The sequence below is a fragment of the Haematobacter massiliensis genome, assembly GCF_000740795.1.
In the GTDB taxonomy this organism is placed as follows: Bacteria; Pseudomonadota; Alphaproteobacteria; order Rhodobacterales; family Rhodobacteraceae; genus Haematobacter; species Haematobacter massiliensis.
Genome location: NZ_JGYG01000007.1, coordinates 156,969 through 178,816 on the forward strand (window position 1 = coordinate 156,969; position 21,848 = coordinate 178,816).

The following is a 21,848-nucleotide window of genomic DNA, read 5'->3' on the forward strand; positions in this document are numbered from 1 at the left end:
AAGGGCGGCGTTCTGGTCTCAAGCAGAGGCGACCTTCTGCGGTGTCTCAGGTTGCACGCTCGCGGTGAGGCCCGCCAGATGTCGCCCGGTTATATAGCCAAACGTCATCGCCGGACCCAGCGTGATGCCCGCTCCCGGATAATTGCCTCCCATGACCGAAGCCCGATCGTTGCCGACCGCGAACAGGCCCGGAATAATTTGCCCCTGCCGGTTCAAGACTTCTCCGGCCACCGTGGTTTCCAGCCCGTCGAATGTGCCCAGGTCACCCATCTCCAGCTTCACCGCGTAATACGGCCCCTCGCCCACCGGCGCTACCGCCGGGTTCGGCTTGTTGTCCGGGTCAGCAAGATAGCGGTTGAAGGCCGTGCTGCCGCGCCCGAACTGACGATCCTCGCCCAAGCGCGCGCCGGTGTTGTAATCCGCCACGGTCTGCTCCAACCCTGCCGGGTCGATTCCACAAGCCCGGGCCAGATCGGCGAGCGTCTTTCCCTTCTTGAGATATCCGCTGCGGAGCCAGGAACCTAGCGGCATCGGCGCTGGCTTCGCGTGACCAAGGCCGTATTTACGTATCGCCCTGTGATCGCAAATGAGCCACGCTGCACCTTCGCCGGACGCACTCATGGCCGCACCGACATCATGATAGCTGTTCGACTCGTTGGTGAAGCGCTTTCCCGTCGACAGGACCGCGATCATTCCGGGTTTGTAACGGTCGAGCAGGTGCGGGAAAATACCCTCCCTGCCACCCCGTCCCGGAACACGTGATACCGGCATCCATGCGGCGGGTTCAGGATAACGCGTATCAAACGCGCCGCCAACCTCTTCGCCGAGGCGAATGCCATCGCCGGTATTATCTACTGGAACGGGAGAATGATGCGTCTTGCCGCCGCGAAGATGGGCATAGGAATGCGTCCGGCGCGCGAGGTCGTGGGCATAGCCACCGCAGGCCAGAACCACGCCCTTCCGCGCCGTGATCCGTGCCTTGACCTCGCCGCCCACTTTGGCACCAACGACGCGGTCTCCGTCGCGGACGAGTGACAACGCGGGGGCGTCTGTCAGGATCGGGATGCCGAGAGACAGGGCGGATTTGGCCAGCCGCGCGGCAAGAGCATTGCCGCTCGTCACCTGCACTCCCCGCCCATGGCGCACGACCTCGGCACCGTGGGCGGCAAGCCGCCTCGCAACATAGGCAAACGACTTCAATGACTTGGTTGCATTGAAGAAATGCTTGATGTCCGCGTTGGAGGAGTTGAACATCATCCCCATGAACGTAATGGTGGACAGAGGCGGACGCAGGCGCTTCAGATCGTCGCCCAGCACGCTCGCATCATAAGGCGCTGCGAGCACGGAACGCCCTACGTTCACGCCGCCTTCCACATCCGGATGATAGTCGGGATAAAGCGTGGGAACGAACTTCACATCGGTCTCTCGCTCGAACCAGTCCACCATTTCGGGGCCGGTCTGCAGAAAGGCCTCCACCGCTTCAGGTTGATACCAATTACCGGTTTCGGCCCGCATGTAACGGCGCGCGGCGTCTATGGTATCGGATGGATTCTGCGCCTTGCCGTAGTGACTGCCGGGAATCCACAGGACGCCCCCCGAGAAGGCCGTCGTGCCGCCAAAGACCGGGGCCTTTTCGATCACAACCACCTCAAGCCCGAGCTTCCGCGCGACGATGGCTGTTGCAAGGCCGCCGGCACCAGAACCGATAACCAGCACGTCGCAGTTTCTGTCTGTCGTGGAGACTGTCGCCATGGCTCCCCTCCATGAATTACATGTTGCGTTCGCAACACTGAATAGCCTAGCACTGACGGGCGATCAATGGACCTTTCGCAATCCCTATGGCACAATTCCGAAACGGAACGCATGACGGGCGATACAGACCAATGATGGAACGCCCGCCGGCTATCCCTCGCTATTACCTTTATGGCGACCCGGCTCGCGACGTGGAGCTGGATTTTCTGCACGTGGAACCGATCCTGGACCGGTCAGGCCCAAACGACTGGACCATTCGCCCGCATTTCCACCCCGATCATTCTCAGGTGATGTTCGTGGCACAGGGCGGCGGTGAGGTGCGGCTGGAGGAGAGCGTATATGAACTCTTCGCCCCGACCTTCATCGTCATTCCGGCAGGCGTCGTGCATGAGATCCGCTTTGAGGAGAACACCGAGGGTTACGTCCTGACGGCGGCACTTGCCGGGCTCCGCGCGGCAGCTCGGGAGGATGCAGCCCTGATCCAGGCGGCCACAACGGCGGGCGTGCTGCCGCTCCGGCATAGCGGCCTGGACCCGGCTGGCGTCGCCATGGTGCTCAAAGACATGATGCAGGAATTCGTCTGGCAGGCGCCGGGGCGCCGGGCTGCGCTGCTTGCGCAATGCACGCGGCTTCTGGTGTTCGTCCTGCGCGCGGGCGATGCGGCAGAGGCCCCGCCTCCAGACCGTGATCTGGATCTGTTGAACCGATATCGGGGTCTGATCGAGAGCCATTTTCGGCACGAGCGGGCACCCTCCTTCTACGCACAGGCACTGGCCGTTACGCCGGCGCGGTTGAATGCCGCCTGTCGGGCGCGGGGAGAAACCACCGCATCGGAACTGCTCTACCAGCGTATCCTCATCGAAGCGAAGCGCCACCTCGCCTATACCGATCATACGGTGAGCGAGGTCGCACACATCGCCGGTTTCGACGATCCCGCCTACTTCAGCCGGTTCTTTTCCCGCCACCTGGGACTTTCGCCTGCGGCGTATCGACAATCGGTTCGCACGGTCGCGGACTGACGTCCAAGATTTTCATCCGATCGTCCATTTTCCTTTTTCGCCGCTCCTGACAGGGTTCGCGACGGAGGACTTCCATGCTTTACGAACTTCGCACCTATCGGCTTCGGCCGGGCACGGCACCACGCTATCTAGACCTTCTCCGGCGCGAGGGGTTGCCGCTCGTCACCCGTCATCTGCCGTTGCTTGGCTACTGGATGACAGAGACGGGACGGCTCAATGTCATCCACCATCTTTGGGGCTACGAGAGCTGGAATGACAGGGCCGCCTGCCGCGCCCGCCTCGGGACGGAGAAGGCCTGGGGTGAGGACTTCATACCGCGTGCCTTTGCGGATGTGATCGCGCAGGAGAACCTGTTTCTCACCACGGAACGCACGGCGCCTGCCTTTGATGCCGCGGTTGCCAACCGCCGCAGGGAACATCCTGCCGAAACCCCCGATATGCCGCTCTTCTCGGAAGATTGCGGAGCGCTGGCATTCTCGGATGCGCCGCTGGCCGATGACGCCGACGCCAATGCCGTGTTCCGCGTACAATCGGGAGACCGTCCGGGGAGCGTGATCACACTCTGGCCAGCGCAGGCGGGCCTTCATACTGCTCGGGGCATGACCGCCCGGCACGAAATTATCCGGCCGCTCGGCTTTTCGCCGCTCTGATGGCCAAGGGAGGACAAATGAAAACTCAGGTCTGCATTATCGGCGGCGGTCCCTCCGGCCTGCTGCTGTCGCAAATCCTGCATCGCGCGGGCATTGATACCGTTGTGCTTGAGCGCAAGAGCCGCGATTACGTGCTTTCCCGCATCCGCGCCGGCGTTCTTGAGCAAGGCACTTGTGAGATGTTGCGCGAAGCCGGTGTCGGCACCCGCATGGATGCCGAAGGCTATGTGCACGATGGCACGATCTTTGCCGCGGGTGGGCGCCAAATCCACATCGACTTCAAGAAGTTGGTGGGCAAGAGCGTCATGATATACGGTCAGACGGAAGTGACCCGCGATCTGTATGAGGCACGAGACGCGATGGACGGCGTGGTCGTGCATGACGCGGACGGCGTGACGATCCAGGATGCTGACAGCAACGCCCCCTATGTCACCTATGTCAAGGACGGCACGGAACACCGTGTGGACTGCGATTACGTCTGCGCCTGCGACGGCTTCCACGGCGTGGGCCGAAAGACGATCCCGGATGCTATCCGCAAGGAATATGAGCACGTCTATCCCTTCGGTTGGTTGGGTATTCTCTCCGAAACGCCGCCGTTGCTGGATGAGCTGGTCTATGCGCGCCATGAGCGCGGATTTGCCCTCTGCTCCATGCGGAATGCCCATCTGAGCCGCTATTACCTGCAGGTGCCGCTGACCGACCCGATCGAGAGCTGGACCGATGAGCGGTTCTGGGGTGAGCTGAAGCGACGCCTTCCTGAAGAGCTGGCAGACAAGCTGATCACCGGCCCCTCCATCGAGAAATCCGTGGCCCCTCTCCGCAGCTTCATCAGTGAGCCGATGCGCTGGGGCAGGTTGTTCTTGGCGGGCGACGCAGGTCATATCGTGCCGCCCACGGGCGCAAAGGGTCTGAACCTGGCGGCCTCCGATGTCTACTATCTGTCGCGCGCTCTCAAATCCCGCTACGCTGGCGAGGGAGAGGCCCTGCTTGACAGCTATTCCGAGACGGCGCTGGCGCGGGTATGGAAGGCTTCCCGCTTCTCCTGGAGCATGACGCGGATGCTCCATAGCTTCCCGGAGGAGGGCGAGTTCCTCAAACGGATGCAGGAGACCGAGCTGGATTACCTTGCGGGTTCGCGCGCATTGCAGACCTCCATCGCCGAGAATTACGTGGGGCTTCCCTTCTGAGAGCTCGAGCGGGGGGATCATTGCGCCCCGGCCCATGCTGGACAGAGAAGCGTTCTGGGACTATCACGGCGGAAACCAAAGGTTTCATGCCGTGGATCAGATTTCTCACAAGCATATGCCGGACGCGCCGGATCAGGGGGAGCCGTTCGACCTCGCCCGCTGCATCGGTGCCATCACGACAAGCCTTTCCAACAAGCTGTCAAGTGGTGCGTCGCATGAGTACAGGCGACTGTTCGACTTCGGCGTCGTCGAATGGCGGGTGCTCTGTCAGCTGGCCGCCGAGCCATGGTCAATAGGCGCGCACCTTTCCAACAGCATCGGGCTGGACAAGGCCTCCATCAGCCGGAGCCTCAGCCTGCTGGCGGACCGCGGCCTGATCGAGATGCGGGAGGGCGACGGGCGACGGCGCGAGGCCGCTCTCACTCAGGCCGGTTGGGCCATGCACCGAGAGGTACTGACGGTCGCACGCGCACGGGAGGCCGCGCTGCTCACCGGATTTTCCGGCGAGGAAGTGAATACGCTTCTCAGTCTGCTGAACCGCCTGCTTTCCAACCTGCCCGAGGTAGAGGCGGATGGCGCGCGGCGGATGACGACGGAGAAATAGGGGGGCGGGCGCGCAGACCTGCCCCCCTCGCTCAGCGTGCCCGGATAAACCAGGCTGCGGCAGCGGCAATCAGCAGGGGCAAGGCAAAGATCGCCATCAGCGTCGAAAGCGTAACGCCCTGCCCGATGAGCCAGCCGCCGAGAAGCGGCCCGATGACCGCGCCGAAGCGCCCCACCCCCATCGCCCAGCCGATCCCTGTGCTCCGCACCGCCGCGGGATAAAGCTCCGCAGCAAGACCATAGAAGGCATTGAAGCCCCCATTGGTCGCCATTCCGGCGAGAAATGCCATCGCAAGCGTCAGCGCGAGCGGCATGGAGAGCGCGCCGAACAACGCGATCAGGCAGGCCGCGATTATCATGGTGATCGTTGTCACGCGCGGCAAGCCGTGCCGACTGCCAAGCCAGCCCACAACGAGTGTCCCGACAAAGCCCCCAAGATTGAACAGCGCGCCCGCATAGATAGCCCGGTCCAGCGGCAGCCCGGCACGAACGGAAAGCTGCGTGATCCAGGAGACCACGAAGTAGAAGGTCATGAAACCCATGAAGATACCGAGCCAGAGGCAGAGCGTCCCGATGGTACGACCGCCGCCGAACACTTCGCCCGCGTCATAGGTGCGTGTCGCAGCAGGTTTGGGAGGCAGGCGGTCCAGCACCCCTTCGCCCAGGCGGGAACGGAGCTTGTTCAGCCGTGCAAGCGCGTTGCGTGGCTGTTTGCGCAACAGATAATCTTGGGATTCCGGCAGGATCAGAAAGATCACCGGAATCACGACGAGGGAGATAATTCCCGCGCCCAAAAGCATGAATCGCCAGCCATGCACAGGCAGCAGATGCGCGCTGAGCAGGCCCGTCGTTACAGCACCCAGCGGATAACCCGCAATGGCCATACTGACCACCAGGCCACGACGGGCCGGCGGCGCGAAATCTGCGGCGATCGCGGTCACGCCTGCCAGAATGGCACCGATCCCGATACCGATGATGAACCGTGCCGCCACAAGCTCTGCCAAGGTCTGCGCAAAACTGCTGATGAGCATGCAAAAGGTTATGATGCTCAACATACCCAGGATCAGCGGTCGCCGTCCCCACTTGTCCGCCAGCGGCGCGACGAAGAGGCAGCCGACCGTCATACCTGCGAGGCTCGCGCTGAAGACCACTCCGAGGTTTTCGGGTGTCAGGCCCCAATCCGCCGCCAGCACGGGCGCGATATAGGACATGATGACGATGTCCATCCCGTCCAGCGCGTTCAGCAGAAAGCTCAATGCGACCACGGCGATGCGAACCGGCGTCCAGCCGATATCGGCAGCAGATGCATCGGAACGCGCGGCAGACGCCGAAAAATCAGCGCTGCTCATTCTTGATCTCATAAGATATCTCGCGGGCCGCAAGGCCTGCGTTGCAACTCCTCCACAACACGGATTTCCTCCCTCAAGGACCGCTATATATGTTGCGATCCCTACTCTATTAATGTTGCGAAAGCAACATTGAACTCCGTGTCAGTTCATCCGCCCGGTTTCCTGCAATCGGACATGCCAGGACAACGCTTCTTCCAGCACATGCGGGGTATGACCGCTTCTTGCGAGGGCGCGGTTATAATAGTCCTCGATCATCGGGCGCCACGCGGGATGAACGCAATTGGCGATGATGACGCGCGCACGTTCACGCGGCGCAAGTCCGCGCAGATCGGCGAGGCCCTGTTCAGTCACCAGAATGTCCACGTCGTGCTCGGTATGATCGACATGGCTCACCATGGGCACGACACAGGATATGCTGCCGCCCTTGGCGATGGACTTTGTTACGAAGATGGAAAGGTAGGCGTTCCGGGCGAAGTCCCCCGAGCCCCCTATCCCGTTCATCATCTGCGTTCCCCGCACATGGGTAGAGTTGACGTTTCCGTAGATGTCGAACTCCAGCGCCGTGTTGATGGCGATGATCCCCAGCCGCCGCACGACCTCAGGGTGGTTGGAGATTTCCTGCGGGCGAAGCAGAACCTTTGGTTTGAACTCAGCAAAGCGGGGGAGCATTTGCTCATATTTCCGCGCAGAGAGGGTCACCGAAGAGCCGGAAGCGAAGGTCATTTTCCCCGCATCCATCAGGTCGAAAGTCGAATCCTGCAGAACTTCGGAGTACATCTTCAGGCCATGAAAGGGCGTATCCAGAAATCCGTGCAGCACAGCATTCGCGATGGTACCTATCCCCGCCTGAAGCGGAGCGAGCCGCTCGTCGAGCCGCCCCTGCCGTACCTCATGCAGGAGAAAATCGGTGAGGTGCCCCGCAATGGCGCGCGTATCATCGTCAGGGTCGAGGATGGTAGATGAACTGTCCTGCTTCTCGGTGAGCACGATCGCAGCGATCTTTTCCGGCGGTATCGGAATGTATGGCAAGCCAACACGACTTTCGGGCGTGATGACCGGGATGGGCATGCGGTTGGGGCGATAGCTGGGGATATAGATGTCATGAAGACCCTCCAGCCCGACTGGTTGGCTGAGGTTGATCTCGACGATCACCTTCGGCGCGAGGATGGCGAAGGAGGCGGAGTTTCCAACCGATGTCGTGGGCACCACCCCACCATTCTCCGTGATGGCGACCGCCTCGATCACCGCTATGTCGACACCGGGGATCTGGCGATTTCGAAGCTGCTCGACGGTTTCGGAGAGATGCTGGTCTATGAACATCACCTCTCCGTCATTGATCTTTTTCCGCAGGAAGGGATCGGACTGAAAAGGTATGCGCCGGGAGATCGCATGAGCTTCTGCCAGGGTCTTGTCCAGATCGTTGCCGAGGCTGGCTCCCGTCATCAGCGTGACCTGCAAGGGCTCCTTGCGCGCGCGCTCCGCAAGGGCAAGCGGCACGGCCTTTGCCTCTCCCGCTCGGGTGAAACCCGACATGCCCAGAACCATGCCATCCTTGATGAGCCGCGCGGCCTCCTCTGCCGACATGATGCGATCACGAAGGCCGGGATGGCGAATCCGATCATCGAGGCTATGGGTCATGGGCTCCTCCTGACATGGCTCATTTTCAAGGTGCTAAATGTCATGCGCAAGAAACTCAATCTTGGGACAGCCATGCATTGCTCGCATGACTGCTCCGGACGAAAAACGGCCCCGGCGGTAAACCGGGGCCGAAGATTGAGCCATCTCGTCCTATGAGGCGTCAGCGATAGGCGCGGACAACGCTGAGCGAGAGAGCCAGCGCTCCAATAAGGCCGACCGCGGCGAAGATGAAAAATCCCCATGGATGGCCAAGCCCAAGGCCCACCAGCATTCCGCCCAGGAGCGGACCCATGATGGCACCGAGACGGCCAACACCTGCCGAGAGGCCGATTGCCGTCGCGCGCACTTCCGGAGGATGGTTCGCGGCGGTGAAGGCATACACCAACACCTGCGCGGAAAACACGAAGCAACCGGTGAGAAAAACGACCGAATAAAGAAGCGGAAGCGGCATACGGATCGCAAGCAGCGCGAGCAGAACAGCACCGGCAAAGAACCACAGACAGGCCGCACGCTTCAGTCCGATCGCATCACCCACACGTCCGGCGATGATCAGACCAACGATCGCACCGACATTCATCAGAAGCAGGAACCACAGTCCGCGTTGCAGCCCATAGTCAGCAGCGACCATCAAGGCGGGAAGCCATGTATTCAGACCATAGACCAACAGAAGGCCCATGAAGGACGTCACCCAGATCGCGAGGCTGTTGCGCAGAAAGCCGGGGCCGATCAGCTTGCCGGGGGAGACGCGCTCCGCTTTCGGCGGCGGCTCCGACAAGGTGAGGCCGTAGGTGCCAGCGATACGCTCAGCTTCTGCCCGGCGTCCCTGCGTCAGGAGGAAGGCCGGGGACTCCGGCAGCCATTTCATCATGAGCGGCACGAGAAGGAAGCCTGGAATGGCTCCTGCCAGGAACATCGCGCGCCAGCCGAAAGGCGCAAGCAGGACAAGGCCGAGGATTGCCGTCGCCACTGCACCCACGTGATATCCGGTCATCACCGTTGTGCTCGCCTTGCCTGCCTTCCCGCGGGAGAATTCCGTCACCAGCGCGATGGCCGTGGGCAGGCATCCGCCAAGACCAAAGCCCGCCAGGAAGCGGAATGCGCCGAGTTGGAACGGCGTCGCTGCGATAGCGCATCCGAGCGTCATCAGGGAGAAAAAGCCCACCGACCAGATCATCGCCTTGCGCCGGCCGATCCGGTCTGTCGCCCAACCGATGGAAAGCGCGCCCAACGTCATGCCGATCAGGCTGGTCGTCGAAATCGCGGTGGCTTGAGCCGTGCTCATCCAGGGTGCGGCGGGGTTTGTCATCGTCGGGATAAGCGCACCCAGAACGACCAGGTCAAATCCATCCAGAACGACCGCCGCCCAGCAGAGCAACGCCACCGGACCCAGACCGCGGGAAGCGGTCAAATCTGTCTTCATAGTCATGTCTCCCCACAATCCTCTTGCCGCGTCTCTCGGAAACGAACGGCAGCCGGACCTGCGCCAAAGTGCGGCATCAATCCGAAACTTGCAGGATCAGGTAATGGATAGGATGCTCCTGAGCAATTATCGAACCGCAATTACCGCCATTTCAGCCCGACAAAAGGAAACCTTTGACGGTTTTCATAACACTTTGGTAATAGCTAGCTGATGGCCAAATTATTGATATCGCAACATATGAAGATGCGGCAGGGAGAGTCCCAACGACAGCGAATCAACCATTGCCAAGAATTGCCACGACATATGACTGCGTTTCGCGATATGGTGGTACGCCGCCATGCTGCTCCACAGCGCCCGGGCCTGCATTGTACGCCGCGAGCGCCAGCCGCCAGTCCCCAAACCGCTCGAACATCCGGCGGAGATAACGGGCACCCCCTTCGAGGTTCTGATGCGGGTTGTTGACATCCACGCCCAGCAACACCGCGGTATCAGGCATAAGCTGCGCCAACCCCGTCGCCCCTTTGTGGGAAACCGCCTGCGGATTCCAACCGGATTCACGCTGAACGAGCCGTAAAAACAGCTCTTCCGGCACATTATGTTTGCGCGCTGCACCCCGGGCCACCGCGAGATACTGGCCTTTGTAGCTCCCCGCATATTTCGGAAGCGAGGGCGCCTTCCGGTCCACGGTCTTCGGCTGCAGCCGTGTGGAACTCTGATACTGATCGGAAAGGCGCGTATCCAGGAGCCGTGTCTGACTCTGGAAGAGCTGCATCCGGGACTTGGTTGACCGTGTCGCGGTCAGCCCTTCTGCTCCAACCGTACCTGCACTGCCGAGCATCACCGCAAAGGCGGTGAGCGTCATGACTGCGTGACGCATATTCAGATGTCCCCCACTCGGGTTCTTCTTATCGGCCGCAATCTTAGTAATAATCCGCGCCCTGACCAGCGGAAATCTGCGACACAGCAATAGTCGGTTGGCCTCTGCCCGTCCGCGCGGTTATGTGGGGCGAGCAAGGAATCGGAGGCGACATGGCGGGTTCGGTCAACAAGGTTATTCTGGTCGGCAATCTGGGCCGTGATCCGGAGGTCAGGAGCTTCCAGAACGGCGGCAAGGTCTGCAACCTGAGGATCGCCACCTCGGAGAACTGGCGCGACCGGCAATCGGGCGAGCGCAAGGAGCGGACGGAGTGGCATACCGTCGCAATCTTCTCCGAACCGCTGGTCAAAATTGCCGAGCAGTATCTGCGGAAAGGGTCGAAGGTCTATATCGAGGGCCAGCTTGAAACGCGGAAGTGGCAGGACCAGTCCGGTCAGGATCGCTACTCGACCGAAATCGTCCTGCGCCCGTTCCGGGGTGAGCTGACGCTTCTCGACGGACGCGGCGAAGGCGGGGGTGGCGGCGGAAGCCAGGGCGGCGGCTATGATGGCGGCTACGACGATGGGCCCTCCTATTCTGGTCAAGGTGGAAGCCAGAGCGGAGGGCGCTCGGGTGGCGGCTATGGCGGCGGAAGGTCGAACGATCTGGACGACGAAATTCCTTTCTGAACAGTGTCGTATTCCGATATATTGATGCGATACATGAGAATGGTTTAGGATTAGGGCGCGGGCCACGGGTTCGTTCTCATGTCTTCAAAGGCGGCGGTGTGTCCCGCCGCCTTCTTGCGTAGATGTCTTGCACCCCTCGCGGCAGAAGCCATCCTCGGATACTTCAACGAAAACCGTTCTTCCTTTGACGGCGCTCTTCAGATAGCACCCTCGCTGCGTGGTGATCTGGCTTGACTGGCCGACGTGGAGCCACGTTCAGCAAGCCGAAAATTGTCGGTCTGGACAGCGTTGGGAAGCTTCGAAATCACTCTTTTCCAGCTTGAGTGGCTGAGCCTTAAAGTTCGCAGTCGCCGTCAGGGTAGGAGTGATGGTCCAGCGAATATTGCAAACAGCAGGAGAAGGCCGAACTCCGTCGCACGGCAACCTCCCGGGCGCCCAGTCATTGCCTGTGCAGTCAAGCACACAGGGCGATACCTGAAGGCGCATCAGGCCGAGACGTCATCGAGCCGTGCAAGAGCGCTTCCGATCACGGTTGCAAGAAACGCCAAAGACAGCTTGTGTCCTTTACGGGAGGAAGCGCCATGATCGATAAGCTCGAGATGTTCATCGCGTTGGCCAACGAGCGGCACTTCGGCCGCGCCGCGGAGGCCGTGGGTGTAACGCAGCCGACGCTCTCCTCCGCCATTCGGCAGTTGGAGGATATCCTCGGCGTGCAACTGGTGCGCCGTGGCGCCCGCTTCGAAGCGCTGACGCCGGAAGGGGAGCGTGTCTATGAACGGGCGCTCGTCATCATCGGGGATGTGCGGGCCATGCGGGAGGAGATGCGGGCGGCCCGGATCGGCCTGTCGGGTGAGTTGCGGATCGGGGTCATTCCCACAGCGTTGCCCATGGTTCACCGGCTGACCGCGCCATATAGCGAGCGCCACCCGGAGGTGACGTTCCGCATTCTCTCCCGCGCGGCGTCCGAGATCATGGAGGAGATCGACCGGCTCGAACTGGATGCAGGCATCACCTATACCGGGGACAGCAAGCGTCACCTCGAAATCCCGCTTTATGAGGAGAACTACTGTCTCCTCGTGGCCGCCGATGCCGAAGAGGCGGGCCGGGACAGCATAAGCTGGGCGGAGGTGGGGCGCCTGCCTCTCTGCCTGCTGACCACCGACATGCAAAACCGCCGGATCATCGACCGTCTGCTGGACGCGGCAGGCACTCCGGCCCGCCCGATCGTCGAGTCGAATTCCACCATCGTTCTGGCGAGCCACGTCGCCACGGGTCGCTGGGCTTCGGTCATGCCGGTGCTGATCGCGGAGAGTCTTGGCCCCGGACGCGGGCTTGTCACCGTTCCCATCCGTCGCTCACGCGCGGGCAATCCTGGGCGCATGGTGGGCCTGATCGTGGCGCGACGGGATCCGCACAGCCCGACCGTCAACGCACTCCTTACGGAGGCGAGAGCTCTGGCTGATAGAGAACGTCTATAGCTCCACGGAAAGTCGGAATTGATCGGTCTGCCCTGAGGCCTAGAATGGCTCTTGAGGGGGAGACGATGCAAGCACTCAAGCCAGCAGAGCCCATAGCCGATCTGGAAGCCCAGATGGCTGCGATCATCGCAAATCATATCGGGCGGGAAGGACCGCTTCTACCGATCCTGCATGAGGTGCAGGAAAGCTTCGGGTTTGTTCCTGAGGGCGCCGTGCCGCTGATAGCTGCCGCCCTCAACCTGAGCCGTGCCGAAGTCCATGGGGTCGTCAGTTTCTATCACGATTTCCGCAAGGCTCCCGCCGGACGGCATGTCCTTCGACTGTGTCGTGCGGAAGCCTGTCAGGCAGTGGGTGCGGACGCCTTGGGCGATCATGTTCGCCGGACACTTGGCATCGACTGGCATGGCACGACACCGGACGGCGCAGTTACGCTGGAGCCTGTGTTCTGCCTTGGTCTCTGCGCCTGCGGTCCGTCAGCGCAAATCGACGGGCGGCTTGTCGGCCGGGCGGATGAGTCGCTGCTAGACACCATCGTCGCGGAGGCGCGGGCATGAGGATCTATGTCCCGAGAGATGCCGCCGCGAAGGCCCTTGGCGCTGACGCGGTCGCGGCCGCGGTAAGTGCGGAGGCGGCGCGGCGCGGGTTGCAGGTGGACCTGATCCGCAACGGATCCCGCGGCATGGTATGGCTCGAGCCGCTGGTTGAGGTTGTGACCGATCTTGGCCGCATAGCGTTCGGCCCCATGGAACCGGGCGATGTGGCTCGGCTGTTTGATGCGCCGGACAGCCACCCGAAGGCGCTTGGTCTGACGGAGGAACTGCCCTGGATGGTGCGGCAGACACGGCTGACATTCGCGCGTGTCGGCGTCATCGATCCGTTGTCTCTCAAGGAATATGAACTGCATCACGGGCTGAAAGGGTTGAAACGGGCTCTCTCCATGACCCCCGAAGACGTGGTGAAGGAAGTGACGGACTCCGGCCTGCGGGGCCGCGGCGGCGCAGGCTTTCCGACCGGCATCAAGTGGAAGACCGTTCATGACGCGCCCGGCCCCCAGAAATACATCGTCTGCAACGCCGATGAGGGCGATAGCGCCACCTTTGCAGACCGAATGCTCATGGAGGGCGACCCTTTCTGTCTGATCGAGGGAATGGCCATCGCCGGGATCGCCGTCGGTGCAACACGCGGGTATCTCTACACCCGCTCCGAATATCCCGACGCGATAGAGGTGATGGAGTCCGCCATTCAGGTGGCGCGGGCAGAAGGTCTTCTCGGGCAGAACGTGCTGGGTTCGGGCTACGCATTCGATATGGAAGTTCGCATGGGTGCGGGGGCCTATGTCTGTGGCGAGGAAACCTCCCTGCTCAACAGCCTTGAGGGGAAGCGCGGCACGGTTCGGGCGAAGCCCCCGCTCCCGGCACTACAAGGCTTCCTCGGCCGACCGACGGTGGTGAACAACGTCATCTCCCTTGCTTCCGTGCCGATCATCATGGACCGCGGCGCGGCGTTCTACCGCAACTTCGGCATCGGGCGCTCCCATGGCACCATGCCGCTTCAGATCGCCGGGAATGTACGGCATGGCGGGCTGTTCGAGACGGCCTTCGGCCTGACGCTGGGCGAGATCGTGGAGGATATCGGCGGAGGTACTCGCACGGGCAGGCCGGTCAAGGCGGTCCAGATCGGCGGGCCTCTCGGCGCCTATTTCCCCCGGGAGCTGTTCGATACGCCCTTCGGCTACGAGGAATTCACGGCGGCCGGCGGTCTTATCGGCCATGCGGGGCTGACTGTATTCGACGACAGCGCCGACATGCTGAAACTCGCCCGCTTCGCCATGGAGTTCTGCGCCATCGAGTCCTGCGGCAAATGTACGCCCTGCCGGATCGGAGCGGTGCGCGGCATGGAGACCCTGGACCGTATCGCGGCGGGCGATGCGGCGGCGATGCCGGTGCTTGCCTCACTCTGTGACACCATGAAGGCAGGCTCGCTCTGCGCCCTCGGGGGCTTCACGCCCTATCCGGTCATGTCTGCGGTCACCCATTTCCCCGATGACTTTGCACTTAAGAAGGAGGCTGCGGAATGATTGCCCTCATTGCGAACTGGCTCGGTCTCCTGACCCCTGCACCTGCGTGCATACCCTTTCGCAACCGCCGCATCGGAGGCAGATCATGAAGGATTTCATCATCCCCGATGACCGGGATTTCGGCACACCCCCCTCGAAGGCGAAGACGATGGTCACCCTGACGATCGACGGCTTCGACGTGACGGTGCCGGAAGGCACCTCGATCATGCGGGCGGCTGCTGAAATCGGTATTACCGTGCCCAAGCTCTGCGCGTCCGACAATCTGGAAGCCTTTGGCTCCTGCCGTCTCTGCCTGGTGGAGATCGAGGGGCGGAACGGCACACCCGCCTCCTGCACCACACCGGTCGCGCCGGGCATCAGGGTGAAGACACAGACGGGGCGGCTGAAGGACCTGCGGCGCGGCGTGATGGAGCTCTACATCTCCGACCATCCGCTGGACTGCCTGACCTGCGCCGCGAACGGAGATTGCGAGCTGCAGGACATGGCCGGCGCAGTCGGCCTGCGCGAGGTGCGCTACACCGCGCCGGCAGGCGGCATGGCCACGCATTTCGCCCGCAACACATCCGGTGAGGCCAATCCGAAATGGCTGCCAAAGGATGAATCGAACCCTTATTTCACCTATGATCCTGCGAAATGCATCGTCTGCAACCGCTGCGTCCGCGCCTGCGAGGAGGTGCAGGGTACCTTCGCCCTGACCATCACCGGACGCGGCTTTGACAGCCGGGTGGCGGCGGGTGCTGCGGGCGACAGTTTCCTGACCTCGGACTGTGTGTCCTGCGGCGCCTGTGTCCAGGCCTGCCCGACTGCGACACTTCAGGAAAAATCGGTGATCGAGATCGGTACGCCCGACCGCTCCATCGTGACCACCTGCGCCTATTGCGGGGTCGGATGCCAGTTCAAGGCGGAGATGCGGGGCGACGATCTGGTCCGTATGGTGCCGTGGAAGGAGGGCAAGGCGAACCACGGCCATTCCTGCGTGAAGGGCCGCTTCGCCTGGGGCTATGCCACGCACCCCGACCGTGTCCTGTCCCCGATGATACGTGACACGATCAGCGATCCGTGGCGCGAAGTATCCTGGGAGGAGGCGCTGACCTTCGCGGCCGGCCGGCTGAGGGGGATCCAGCAGCGCTACGGGCGGAACTCCATCGGGGTCATCACCTCATCCCGTTGCACGAACGAGGAAACGTATCTCGTCCAGAAGCTGACCCGCGCCGTCTTCCGCAACAACAACACCGACACCTGCGCCCGCGTGTGCCATTCACCCACCGGCTACGGGCTGGGCCAGACTTTCGGGACGTCGGCGGGCACCCAGGATTTCGACTCGGTAGAAGCCGCAGACGTCATCATGGTGATCGGTGCCAATCCGGTGTCCGGCCATCCCGTTTTCGCAAGCCGGATGCGGAAGCGGTTGCGGCAGGGGGCGAAGCTCATCGTGATCGATCCGCGCCGCACGGAAATGGTCGAGGGTCCGCACGTCAAGGCGGACCACCACCTACCCCTCAGACCCGGAACAAACGTGGCCGTCGTGACCGCGATGGCCCACGTGATCGTCACCGAAGGGCTGGTAAACGAAACCTTCGTGCGGGAACGGTGCGATTGGGACGAATACGAAGATTACGCCGATTTCGTCTCCGATCCACGTCACAGCCCGGAAGCCACCGAAGCGCTGACCGGCGTTCCGGGGGCAGAACTGCGCGCCGCGGCCCGGCTCTATGCCACGGGCGGGAACGCGGCGATCTACTACGGGCTTGGCGTGACCGAGCATAGCCAGGGCTCCACTACAGTCATTGGCATCGCCAACCTCGCCATGCTGACCGGCAACATCGGGCGTGACGGTGTGGGGGTGAACCCGCTTCGCGGCCAGAACAACGTTCAGGGCTCCTGCGACATGGGATCGTTCCCGCATGAGCTGCCGGGCTACCGGCATGTGAAGAACGCCGACGCCCGCGCCATCTATGAGGCGGAGTGGGGCGTAAGCATTGACGCGGAACCGGGCCTACGGATCCCCAACATGCTGGACGCGGCGGTTGAGGGTGGTTTCAAGGGACTTTACTGCCAGGGTGAGGACATCCTGCAATCGGACCCGGACACGAAACACGTCTCTGCCGGGCTGGCGGCAATGGAATGCGTCATCGTCCACGACCTGTTCCTGAACGAGACGGCGAACTATGCGCATGTCTTCCTGCCGGGATCGTCGTTCCTTGAGAAAGACGGCACCTTCACCAACGCCGAACGACGGATCAACCGTGTGCGCAAGGTGATGGCACCCAAGGCGACCTATGCGGATTGGGAAGTCACCCAGATGCTGGCCAATGCCATGGGGGCGGACTGGAACTACACCCACCCCTCCGAGATCATGGCAGAGATCGCCCGTACCACCCCCACCTTCACCGGTGTCAGCTACGACCGACTGGACTGGTTGGGATCTGTGCAGTGGCCTTGCAACGACGAGGCCCCGGAAGGCACGCCGATCATGCATGTCGATCATTTCGTGCGCGGCAAGGGCAAGCTGATCCGTACGGAATACGTGGCGACAGATGAACGTACCGGGCCGCGCTTTCCCCTGCTGCTGACGACGGGGCGGATCCTCAGCCAGTATAACGTTGGGGCGCAGACGCGGCGGACGGCGAACACCGTATGGCATACGGAGGATGTGCTGGAAATCCACCCGCATGACGCGGAGGTTCGTGGCATTCGGGAGGGAGACTGGGTCCGGCTTGCCTCCCGCGCGGGAGAGACGACCCTCCGGGCGGAACTGACCGATCGTGTAAGTCCCGGTGTGGTCTATACCACCTTCCACCACCCTGAGACTCAGGCTAACGTCATCACCACCGATTATTCCGACTGGGCCACCAACTGCCCGGAATATAAGGTGACGGCTGTGCAGGTGGCGCCCTCCAACGGTCCGAGCACCTGGCAGGAGGAATATGCCGCCATGGCAGAACGCTCACGCCGCGTTTTGCCAGCGGCGGAGTGAGGAAGGGGTCATGAGCAATACGGACGAACGGCTGGTCCGCATGGCCAACCAGATCGCGCTCTTCATGGAAACCAGGCCGCGGGAAGCTGCGGCCGCCGGAGTGGCCTCGCATATCAACGACTATTGGGAGCCGCGGATGCGATCGCGGCTTCTGGCTCTTGCTGCGGAACCTGAGGGCGATGCGCTCCGCCCGCTTGTCCGGGAAGCGCTGCCGACAATCCGCAAACCTGCCGCCGAGCGGGCCTGATGGTCAGCAGCCGGCCGCCCGCGGTCATCCTCGCCGGAGGCCTTTCTCGGAGGATGGGCGGTGGTGACAAGGCACTCAAGCCTCTGGGGAGCGGGACGCTTCTTTCGCACGTCATCGCGCGATTGGGCGCACAGGTGTCGTCCTTGGCGCTGAACATCAACGGAGACGCCAGGCGCTTTGATGTCAACCTGCCCGGTCTCGCCGACAGTATTCCCGATCATCCCGGGCCGCTTGCCGGCATACTGGCGGGTATGGAATGGGCGGCGGCGGCTCAGGCTGACTGGATCGTCACGGCGGCCTGTGACACGCCCTTCCTGCCCGCCGATCTGGTGGTGCGGCTCTGCGCGCGACAGGAGGAGACCGGTGCCCCGATCGTGCTGGCTGCCAGCGGGCCGGGCGGCAAACCCGTGATGCATCCCACCTTCGGCCTTTGGTCGACCGCGCTCGCCCCCGCCCTCCGCCGGGACATTACCGGCGGCTCCCGGCGTATTCGCGATTTCGCCGAGCGGGCGGGACTGGCGCTTGCCCCATTCGATGGCGATCCTTTCTTCAACGTCAACACGCCCGAGGATCTGGACGAGGCACGCCGACGGCTTGCGGAGTACACGTCGTGAGGGTGTTCGGCATCACCGGCTGGAAGAACAGCGGCAAGACCGGGCTGATGGAACGGCTTGTCACGGAATTCACCAACAGCGGCTACCGTGTCTCGACGCTGAAGCACGCCCATCATGACGCCGATGTCGATGAACCCGGCCGCGACAGTTATCGCCATCGAGCGGCGGGGGCGGAGGAGGTGTTGCTGTCCACCTCGCAACGCTGGGCGTTGATGCATGAGTTGCGCGGCGCGGCGGAGCCTTCTCTCGCAGATCACCTTGCCCGCCTTGCGCCTGTTGACATTGTGCTGGTGGAGGGGTGGAAGCGCGACGCGCATCCCAAGATCGAATGTCACCGGGCTGAGACGGGAAATCCTTTGATACAGCCCGGCGACCCAACGATCCGGGCCGTGGCGAGCGACAGCATTGCCCCCGGCAGCCTGACGGTTCCCGTGCTCGACCTCAATGACACAGCCGCTATTGCCGCTCTCATTCTCACCGAGACGGAACCGCAAGCGACGCGCGCCATACCCATGCCCTTCCCCAATCAGCGCAGCATTCGACGCCTGAGGTTCGCAAATGACGAGGTCACGGAGGGGGAGCGCGTTCTGCCCGCGGAGACGGCGGTCGCCCTTTCCTACAACGGGTCCACTCAAGCGGTCATGATGGCCACGCCAGAGAATCTGCACGACTTCGCTTTGGGCTATTCTCTGACAGAAGGGATTGCTCGTTCGACCGAAATCGAGCGGATCGAGGCTGTAGAGACTCCCCGCGGGATCGACCTGCAAATCTGGCTGGCCCACGGGGCAGAGGCTCGACAGGTTGCCCGACGGAGGCAGAGCTTTGGTCCCATGGGTTGCGGTCTTTGCGGGATCGAGAGTCTGGAGGAGGTCTTGCGGGACGTGCCGCGCGTTGCGAGTCCGCCGTGGACCGTTATGGCGAACGACATCGCCCCCGCCGTCGCAGGGATCGGCGCAAAGCAGCGGCTCCGCGCGCAGAGCGGCGCTCTCCATGCGGCAGCATTTTGGCAACCGGCGCGGGGGATCGTCATGCTGCGGGAGGACGTTGGGCGTCACAACGCGCTCGACAAACTCTGCGGTGCACTCACGACCGCCGATGTGAACCCCGCTTCTGGCGCTGTGGTGATGACAAGCCGCCTCTCCATCGACCTCGTGCAGAAATGCGCGATGCTGCGTGCGCCCATGCTCATTGCCGTCTCCGCCCCCACGGCAGAGGCAGTGGCTCTGGCAGAGCACTCCGGCATCACGCTCATCACTCTCGCAGGGGCGGCCGGGTGCGACGTCTGGAGCCATCCGGGGCGGGTGAGCCAACCTGCCCTGCCGGATCAGCCTCTATGACAATGCCCGCATGCATCGGGGCGGCTTCTCTTTCTGCGGCGGACGCGGTCGCACGCAGGCTGGCTCGACCGGTGACGGAAGTGGAACAGGTCCCGCTGAGCGCGGCCAAGGGTCGGGTCTTGGCGGAGGCGCTCCGCGCTCCGCTGGACCTGCCGCGTTTCAACCTTGCGGCGATGGATGGTTATGCGTTTGCCGGGGACGCGCCGGGCCGGGCCATTCTGGAGAATGCGATCCCCATCCGAACCGGCGCCCCACTCCCGCCCGGATTGGACCGGGTGGTTGTGCTCGAAGACGTCGAGCATCATGACCAGGGCATGAGCTGTCGCCGCTTCCCTGGCGAATGGGAAAATGTGCGCCGGACAGGCTCGGAGCTTCGACAAGGCGACACCGTGTTGAGCGCAGGAAGCCGCATCACTCCCGCCGCTGCCCTCGCGGCCGCCATGGTCGGCGCGGACAGGCTCCCTGTCTGGCGGCGGATACGGGTGGGGTTCTTCTGCACCGGAAACGAGATTGCGCCGCCTGGCAGCTCCCTTGCGCCGGGCCAGGTCTGGAACGCAAACCGCCCCTTTTTCGTGTCGACGCTCACCCGGCCAGAGGTCGCTCTTCAGGATGCCGGCGACCTCCCGGACGATCCGGAGGCGATCGCCGGTGCCCTCACTGATCTGAAGGGATGCGACCTCATCGTCACCACCGGCGGGTCTTCTGTCGGAGAAGCCGACTATATGGCGGAGGCATTCCTTCGGGCAGGTGGGCGATTTGCGGTGCGGGGGGTAGCACTGAAGCCCGGGAAGCCGGTCATGATGGGTCAGCTCGGCGCGGCTCTTTGGCTTGGCCTGCCGGGAACGCCGGTTGCTGCCTTCACCTGCTGGCATCTGTTCGGTGAACCTTTGGTTCGTACAGTGGCAAGATTGCCGCTGGTCGCCCATCGCACTGAAATCGCCGCTTTCTCCGCCGTTCCCCGCCCCGGTCGGTCAGAAATCGTGCTCGTGCGGCTGGTGAAGGGGGTGGCACAGGCTCTCCCGCTCCTGCCCACCTCCACCGCGATCGCAGACGGCCTCGCAATTCTGCCCGACACCGGTACGGCGTTGCATCCGGGCGATGCGGTCACCGTCTTGCCGGTCTAGACCACCCGCCGAGCCTTCAACTGTCGCGCGCCCTCCGTCTCAGAGTGCGGGGGAAGCTCGGCGATCAGCAAGGCCTCACCCGCCCCCGCAGAGGCTAGGATCGTCCCGTCAGGCGCCACGATCACCGAGCCGCCGCCATAGGTCAGCCCGGCCTCCGTGCCCGCATAATTGGCATAGGCAATTACTACGCCCGACTCCGCCGCCCGCGCACGCACAAGGATCTCCGGCACATGGGGGAAGCCTGCGGGATTGGCGGTGGGGACGAGCAACATCTCCACACCCGTCATCGCCAGGGCACGTGCATGTTCGGGAAACTCGATGTCATAGCAGATCAGGAGCCCGGCAGCTCGATCTTCCACCGAGAACGCCACGTATTCGTCGCCCGGAGCGAATGACCGCGCCTCATCAGGACCATAGGGCTGGATCTTGCGGTAATGCGCACGCTCTGTGCCATCGGCGTCAAAGAAGGTCGCAGCATTCCACAACCTGCCTTCCGCCCGCTCCGCCCAGCCAACCACCAACCCCGCGCCTGCCTCCTTGGTCAGCGCAGAGAGCCGCGCCCGCCAGCCAGCGCCATCCGCCTCGCTCACCTGCGAATGAAGATCGAAGCGGTTGTAGCCGGGCAGGTAAAGCTCCGGCGCGACCAGAACGTCCGCCCCCGCAAGCGCCGCAGCCCGAAGCTGGACCTCCAGACGGCGAAGGGCTGCGTCCACATCTCCATCGGTCGGCGGCGCCTGATAGACAGCGATCTTCATGGTCTTCCCTCCCGGGCGGAATTTTGAACATAGTTCTGCCACGAGACACGCACCCTTGCCAGCAGCCGCGCGCAGG

The 21,848-nt window shown here is 62.9% G+C and carries 19 protein-coding genes; 13 read left to right on the plus strand and 6 right to left on the minus strand.

All coding sequences use genetic code 11. From position 1 onward, the window contains the following. Positions 1–18: 18 nt before the first annotated feature. Complete coding sequence (locus CN97_RS11835) at positions 19–1,752, minus strand: FAD-dependent oxidoreductase (RefSeq protein WP_035711617.1); 1,734 nt, start codon at positions 1,750–1,752, stop codon at positions 19–21. A 134-nt stretch (positions 1,753–1,886) separates the two neighbouring features. On the opposite strand from CN97_RS11835, the gene CN97_RS11840 reads away from it, so the two are divergent. The 4 genes from CN97_RS11840 to CN97_RS11855 all read left to right on the plus strand — a co-directional run bounded on the left by CN97_RS11840 (position 1,887) and on the right by CN97_RS11855 (position 5,212). After that, entirely contained in the window at positions 1,887–2,771 is an 885-nt protein-coding gene (locus tag CN97_RS11840; RefSeq protein ID WP_035711855.1) for a helix-turn-helix domain-containing protein, read from the plus strand. Between the two features lie 74 nt (positions 2,772–2,845). Continuing rightward, positions 2,846–3,421, plus strand: coding sequence for an NIPSNAP family protein (locus CN97_RS19890; protein ID WP_051911192.1), 576 nt, complete (start codon positions 2,846–2,848; stop codon positions 3,419–3,421). Between the two features lie 17 nt (positions 3,422–3,438). Then, entirely contained in the window at positions 3,439–4,608 is a 1,170-nt protein-coding gene (gene pobA, locus CN97_RS11850; protein WP_035711620.1) for a 4-hydroxybenzoate 3-monooxygenase, read from the plus strand. A gap of 91 nt (positions 4,609–4,699) precedes the next feature. Beyond that, on the plus strand, positions 4,700–5,212 hold the full coding sequence (locus CN97_RS11855) for a MarR family winged helix-turn-helix transcriptional regulator (RefSeq protein WP_165496730.1): 513 nt from the start codon (positions 4,700–4,702) through the stop codon (positions 5,210–5,212). Between the two features lie 31 nt (positions 5,213–5,243). Here CN97_RS11855 and CN97_RS11860 read toward each other — a convergent pair whose 3' ends face one another. From CN97_RS11860 to CN97_RS11875, 4 genes are all read right to left on the minus strand, one after another. Beyond that, positions 5,244–6,560: an MFS transporter gene (locus tag CN97_RS11860; RefSeq protein WP_035711623.1), complete on the minus strand. Its 1,317-nt coding sequence runs from the start codon at positions 6,558–6,560 to the stop codon at positions 5,244–5,246. A 141-nt stretch (positions 6,561–6,701) separates the two neighbouring features. After that, positions 6,702–8,198 (minus strand): acetyl-CoA hydrolase/transferase family protein, encoded by a 1,497-nt coding sequence (locus CN97_RS11865; RefSeq protein WP_035711625.1) that lies wholly within the window; start codon positions 8,196–8,198, stop codon positions 6,702–6,704. 160 nt (positions 8,199–8,358) lie between these two features. Continuing rightward, the gene (locus CN97_RS11870; protein ID WP_211253688.1) at positions 8,359–9,618 is read right to left on the minus strand and encodes an MFS transporter; all 1,260 of its coding nucleotides are present in this window, start codon (positions 9,616–9,618) and stop codon (positions 8,359–8,361) included. A gap of 274 nt (positions 9,619–9,892) precedes the next feature. Next, positions 9,893–10,495, minus strand: a complete 603-nt coding sequence (locus CN97_RS11875) for a lytic transglycosylase domain-containing protein (protein WP_035711629.1) — start codon at positions 10,493–10,495, stop codon at positions 9,893–9,895. A gap of 152 nt (positions 10,496–10,647) precedes the next feature. Between CN97_RS11875 and ssb the strand changes: the two genes are divergently transcribed. From ssb to CN97_RS19895, 9 genes are all read left to right on the plus strand, one after another. Further along, the gene (gene ssb, locus CN97_RS11880; protein ID WP_035711632.1) at positions 10,648–11,163 is read left to right on the plus strand and encodes a single-stranded DNA-binding protein; all 516 of its coding nucleotides are present in this window, start codon (positions 10,648–10,650) and stop codon (positions 11,161–11,163) included. A 581-nt stretch (positions 11,164–11,744) separates the two neighbouring features. Next, positions 11,745–12,641, plus strand: coding sequence for a LysR family transcriptional regulator (locus CN97_RS11885; RefSeq protein ID WP_035711634.1), 897 nt, complete (start codon positions 11,745–11,747; stop codon positions 12,639–12,641). Between the two features lie 65 nt (positions 12,642–12,706). Continuing rightward, entirely contained in the window at positions 12,707–13,195 is a 489-nt protein-coding gene (locus CN97_RS11890) for a formate dehydrogenase subunit gamma (RefSeq protein ID WP_035711864.1), read from the plus strand. Continuing rightward, the gene (locus CN97_RS11895) at positions 13,192–14,718 is read left to right on the plus strand and encodes an NADH-ubiquinone oxidoreductase-F iron-sulfur binding region domain-containing protein (protein ID WP_035711637.1); all 1,527 of its coding nucleotides are present in this window, start codon (positions 13,192–13,194) and stop codon (positions 14,716–14,718) included. The genes CN97_RS11890 and CN97_RS11895 overlap by 4 nt, the downstream gene beginning before the upstream one ends. A gap of 85 nt (positions 14,719–14,803) precedes the next feature. Beyond that, a complete protein-coding gene (fdhF, locus tag CN97_RS11900) occupies positions 14,804–17,695 on the plus strand; it encodes a formate dehydrogenase subunit alpha (RefSeq protein ID WP_035711640.1) in 2,892 nt (963 codons plus the stop codon). A gap of 10 nt (positions 17,696–17,705) precedes the next feature. Next, positions 17,706–17,942, plus strand: a complete 237-nt coding sequence (locus CN97_RS11905; RefSeq protein WP_035711642.1) for a formate dehydrogenase subunit delta — start codon at positions 17,706–17,708, stop codon at positions 17,940–17,942. Beyond that, on the plus strand, positions 17,942–18,556 hold the full coding sequence (gene mobA, locus CN97_RS11910; protein WP_035711645.1) for a molybdenum cofactor guanylyltransferase MobA: 615 nt from the start codon (positions 17,942–17,944) through the stop codon (positions 18,554–18,556). Before CN97_RS11905 ends, mobA begins: the two co-directional genes overlap by 1 nt. Continuing rightward, the gene (gene fdhD / locus CN97_RS21400; RefSeq protein WP_131389795.1) at positions 18,553–19,893 is read left to right on the plus strand and encodes a formate dehydrogenase accessory sulfurtransferase FdhD; all 1,341 of its coding nucleotides are present in this window, start codon (positions 18,553–18,555) and stop codon (positions 19,891–19,893) included. The genes mobA and fdhD overlap by 4 nt, the downstream gene beginning before the upstream one ends. Next, a complete protein-coding gene (locus CN97_RS19895; protein WP_084684131.1) occupies positions 19,890–21,017 on the plus strand; it encodes a molybdopterin molybdotransferase MoeA in 1,128 nt (375 codons plus the stop codon). The genes fdhD and CN97_RS19895 overlap by 4 nt, the downstream gene beginning before the upstream one ends. On the opposite strand, the gene CN97_RS11925 is transcribed toward CN97_RS19895, so the two are convergent. Then, positions 21,014–21,772, minus strand: a complete 759-nt coding sequence (locus CN97_RS11925) for a carbon-nitrogen hydrolase family protein (RefSeq protein ID WP_035711647.1) — start codon at positions 21,770–21,772, stop codon at positions 21,014–21,016. The genes CN97_RS19895 and CN97_RS11925 overlap by 4 nt on opposite strands. Between the last annotated feature and the right edge of the window lie 76 nt (positions 21,773–21,848).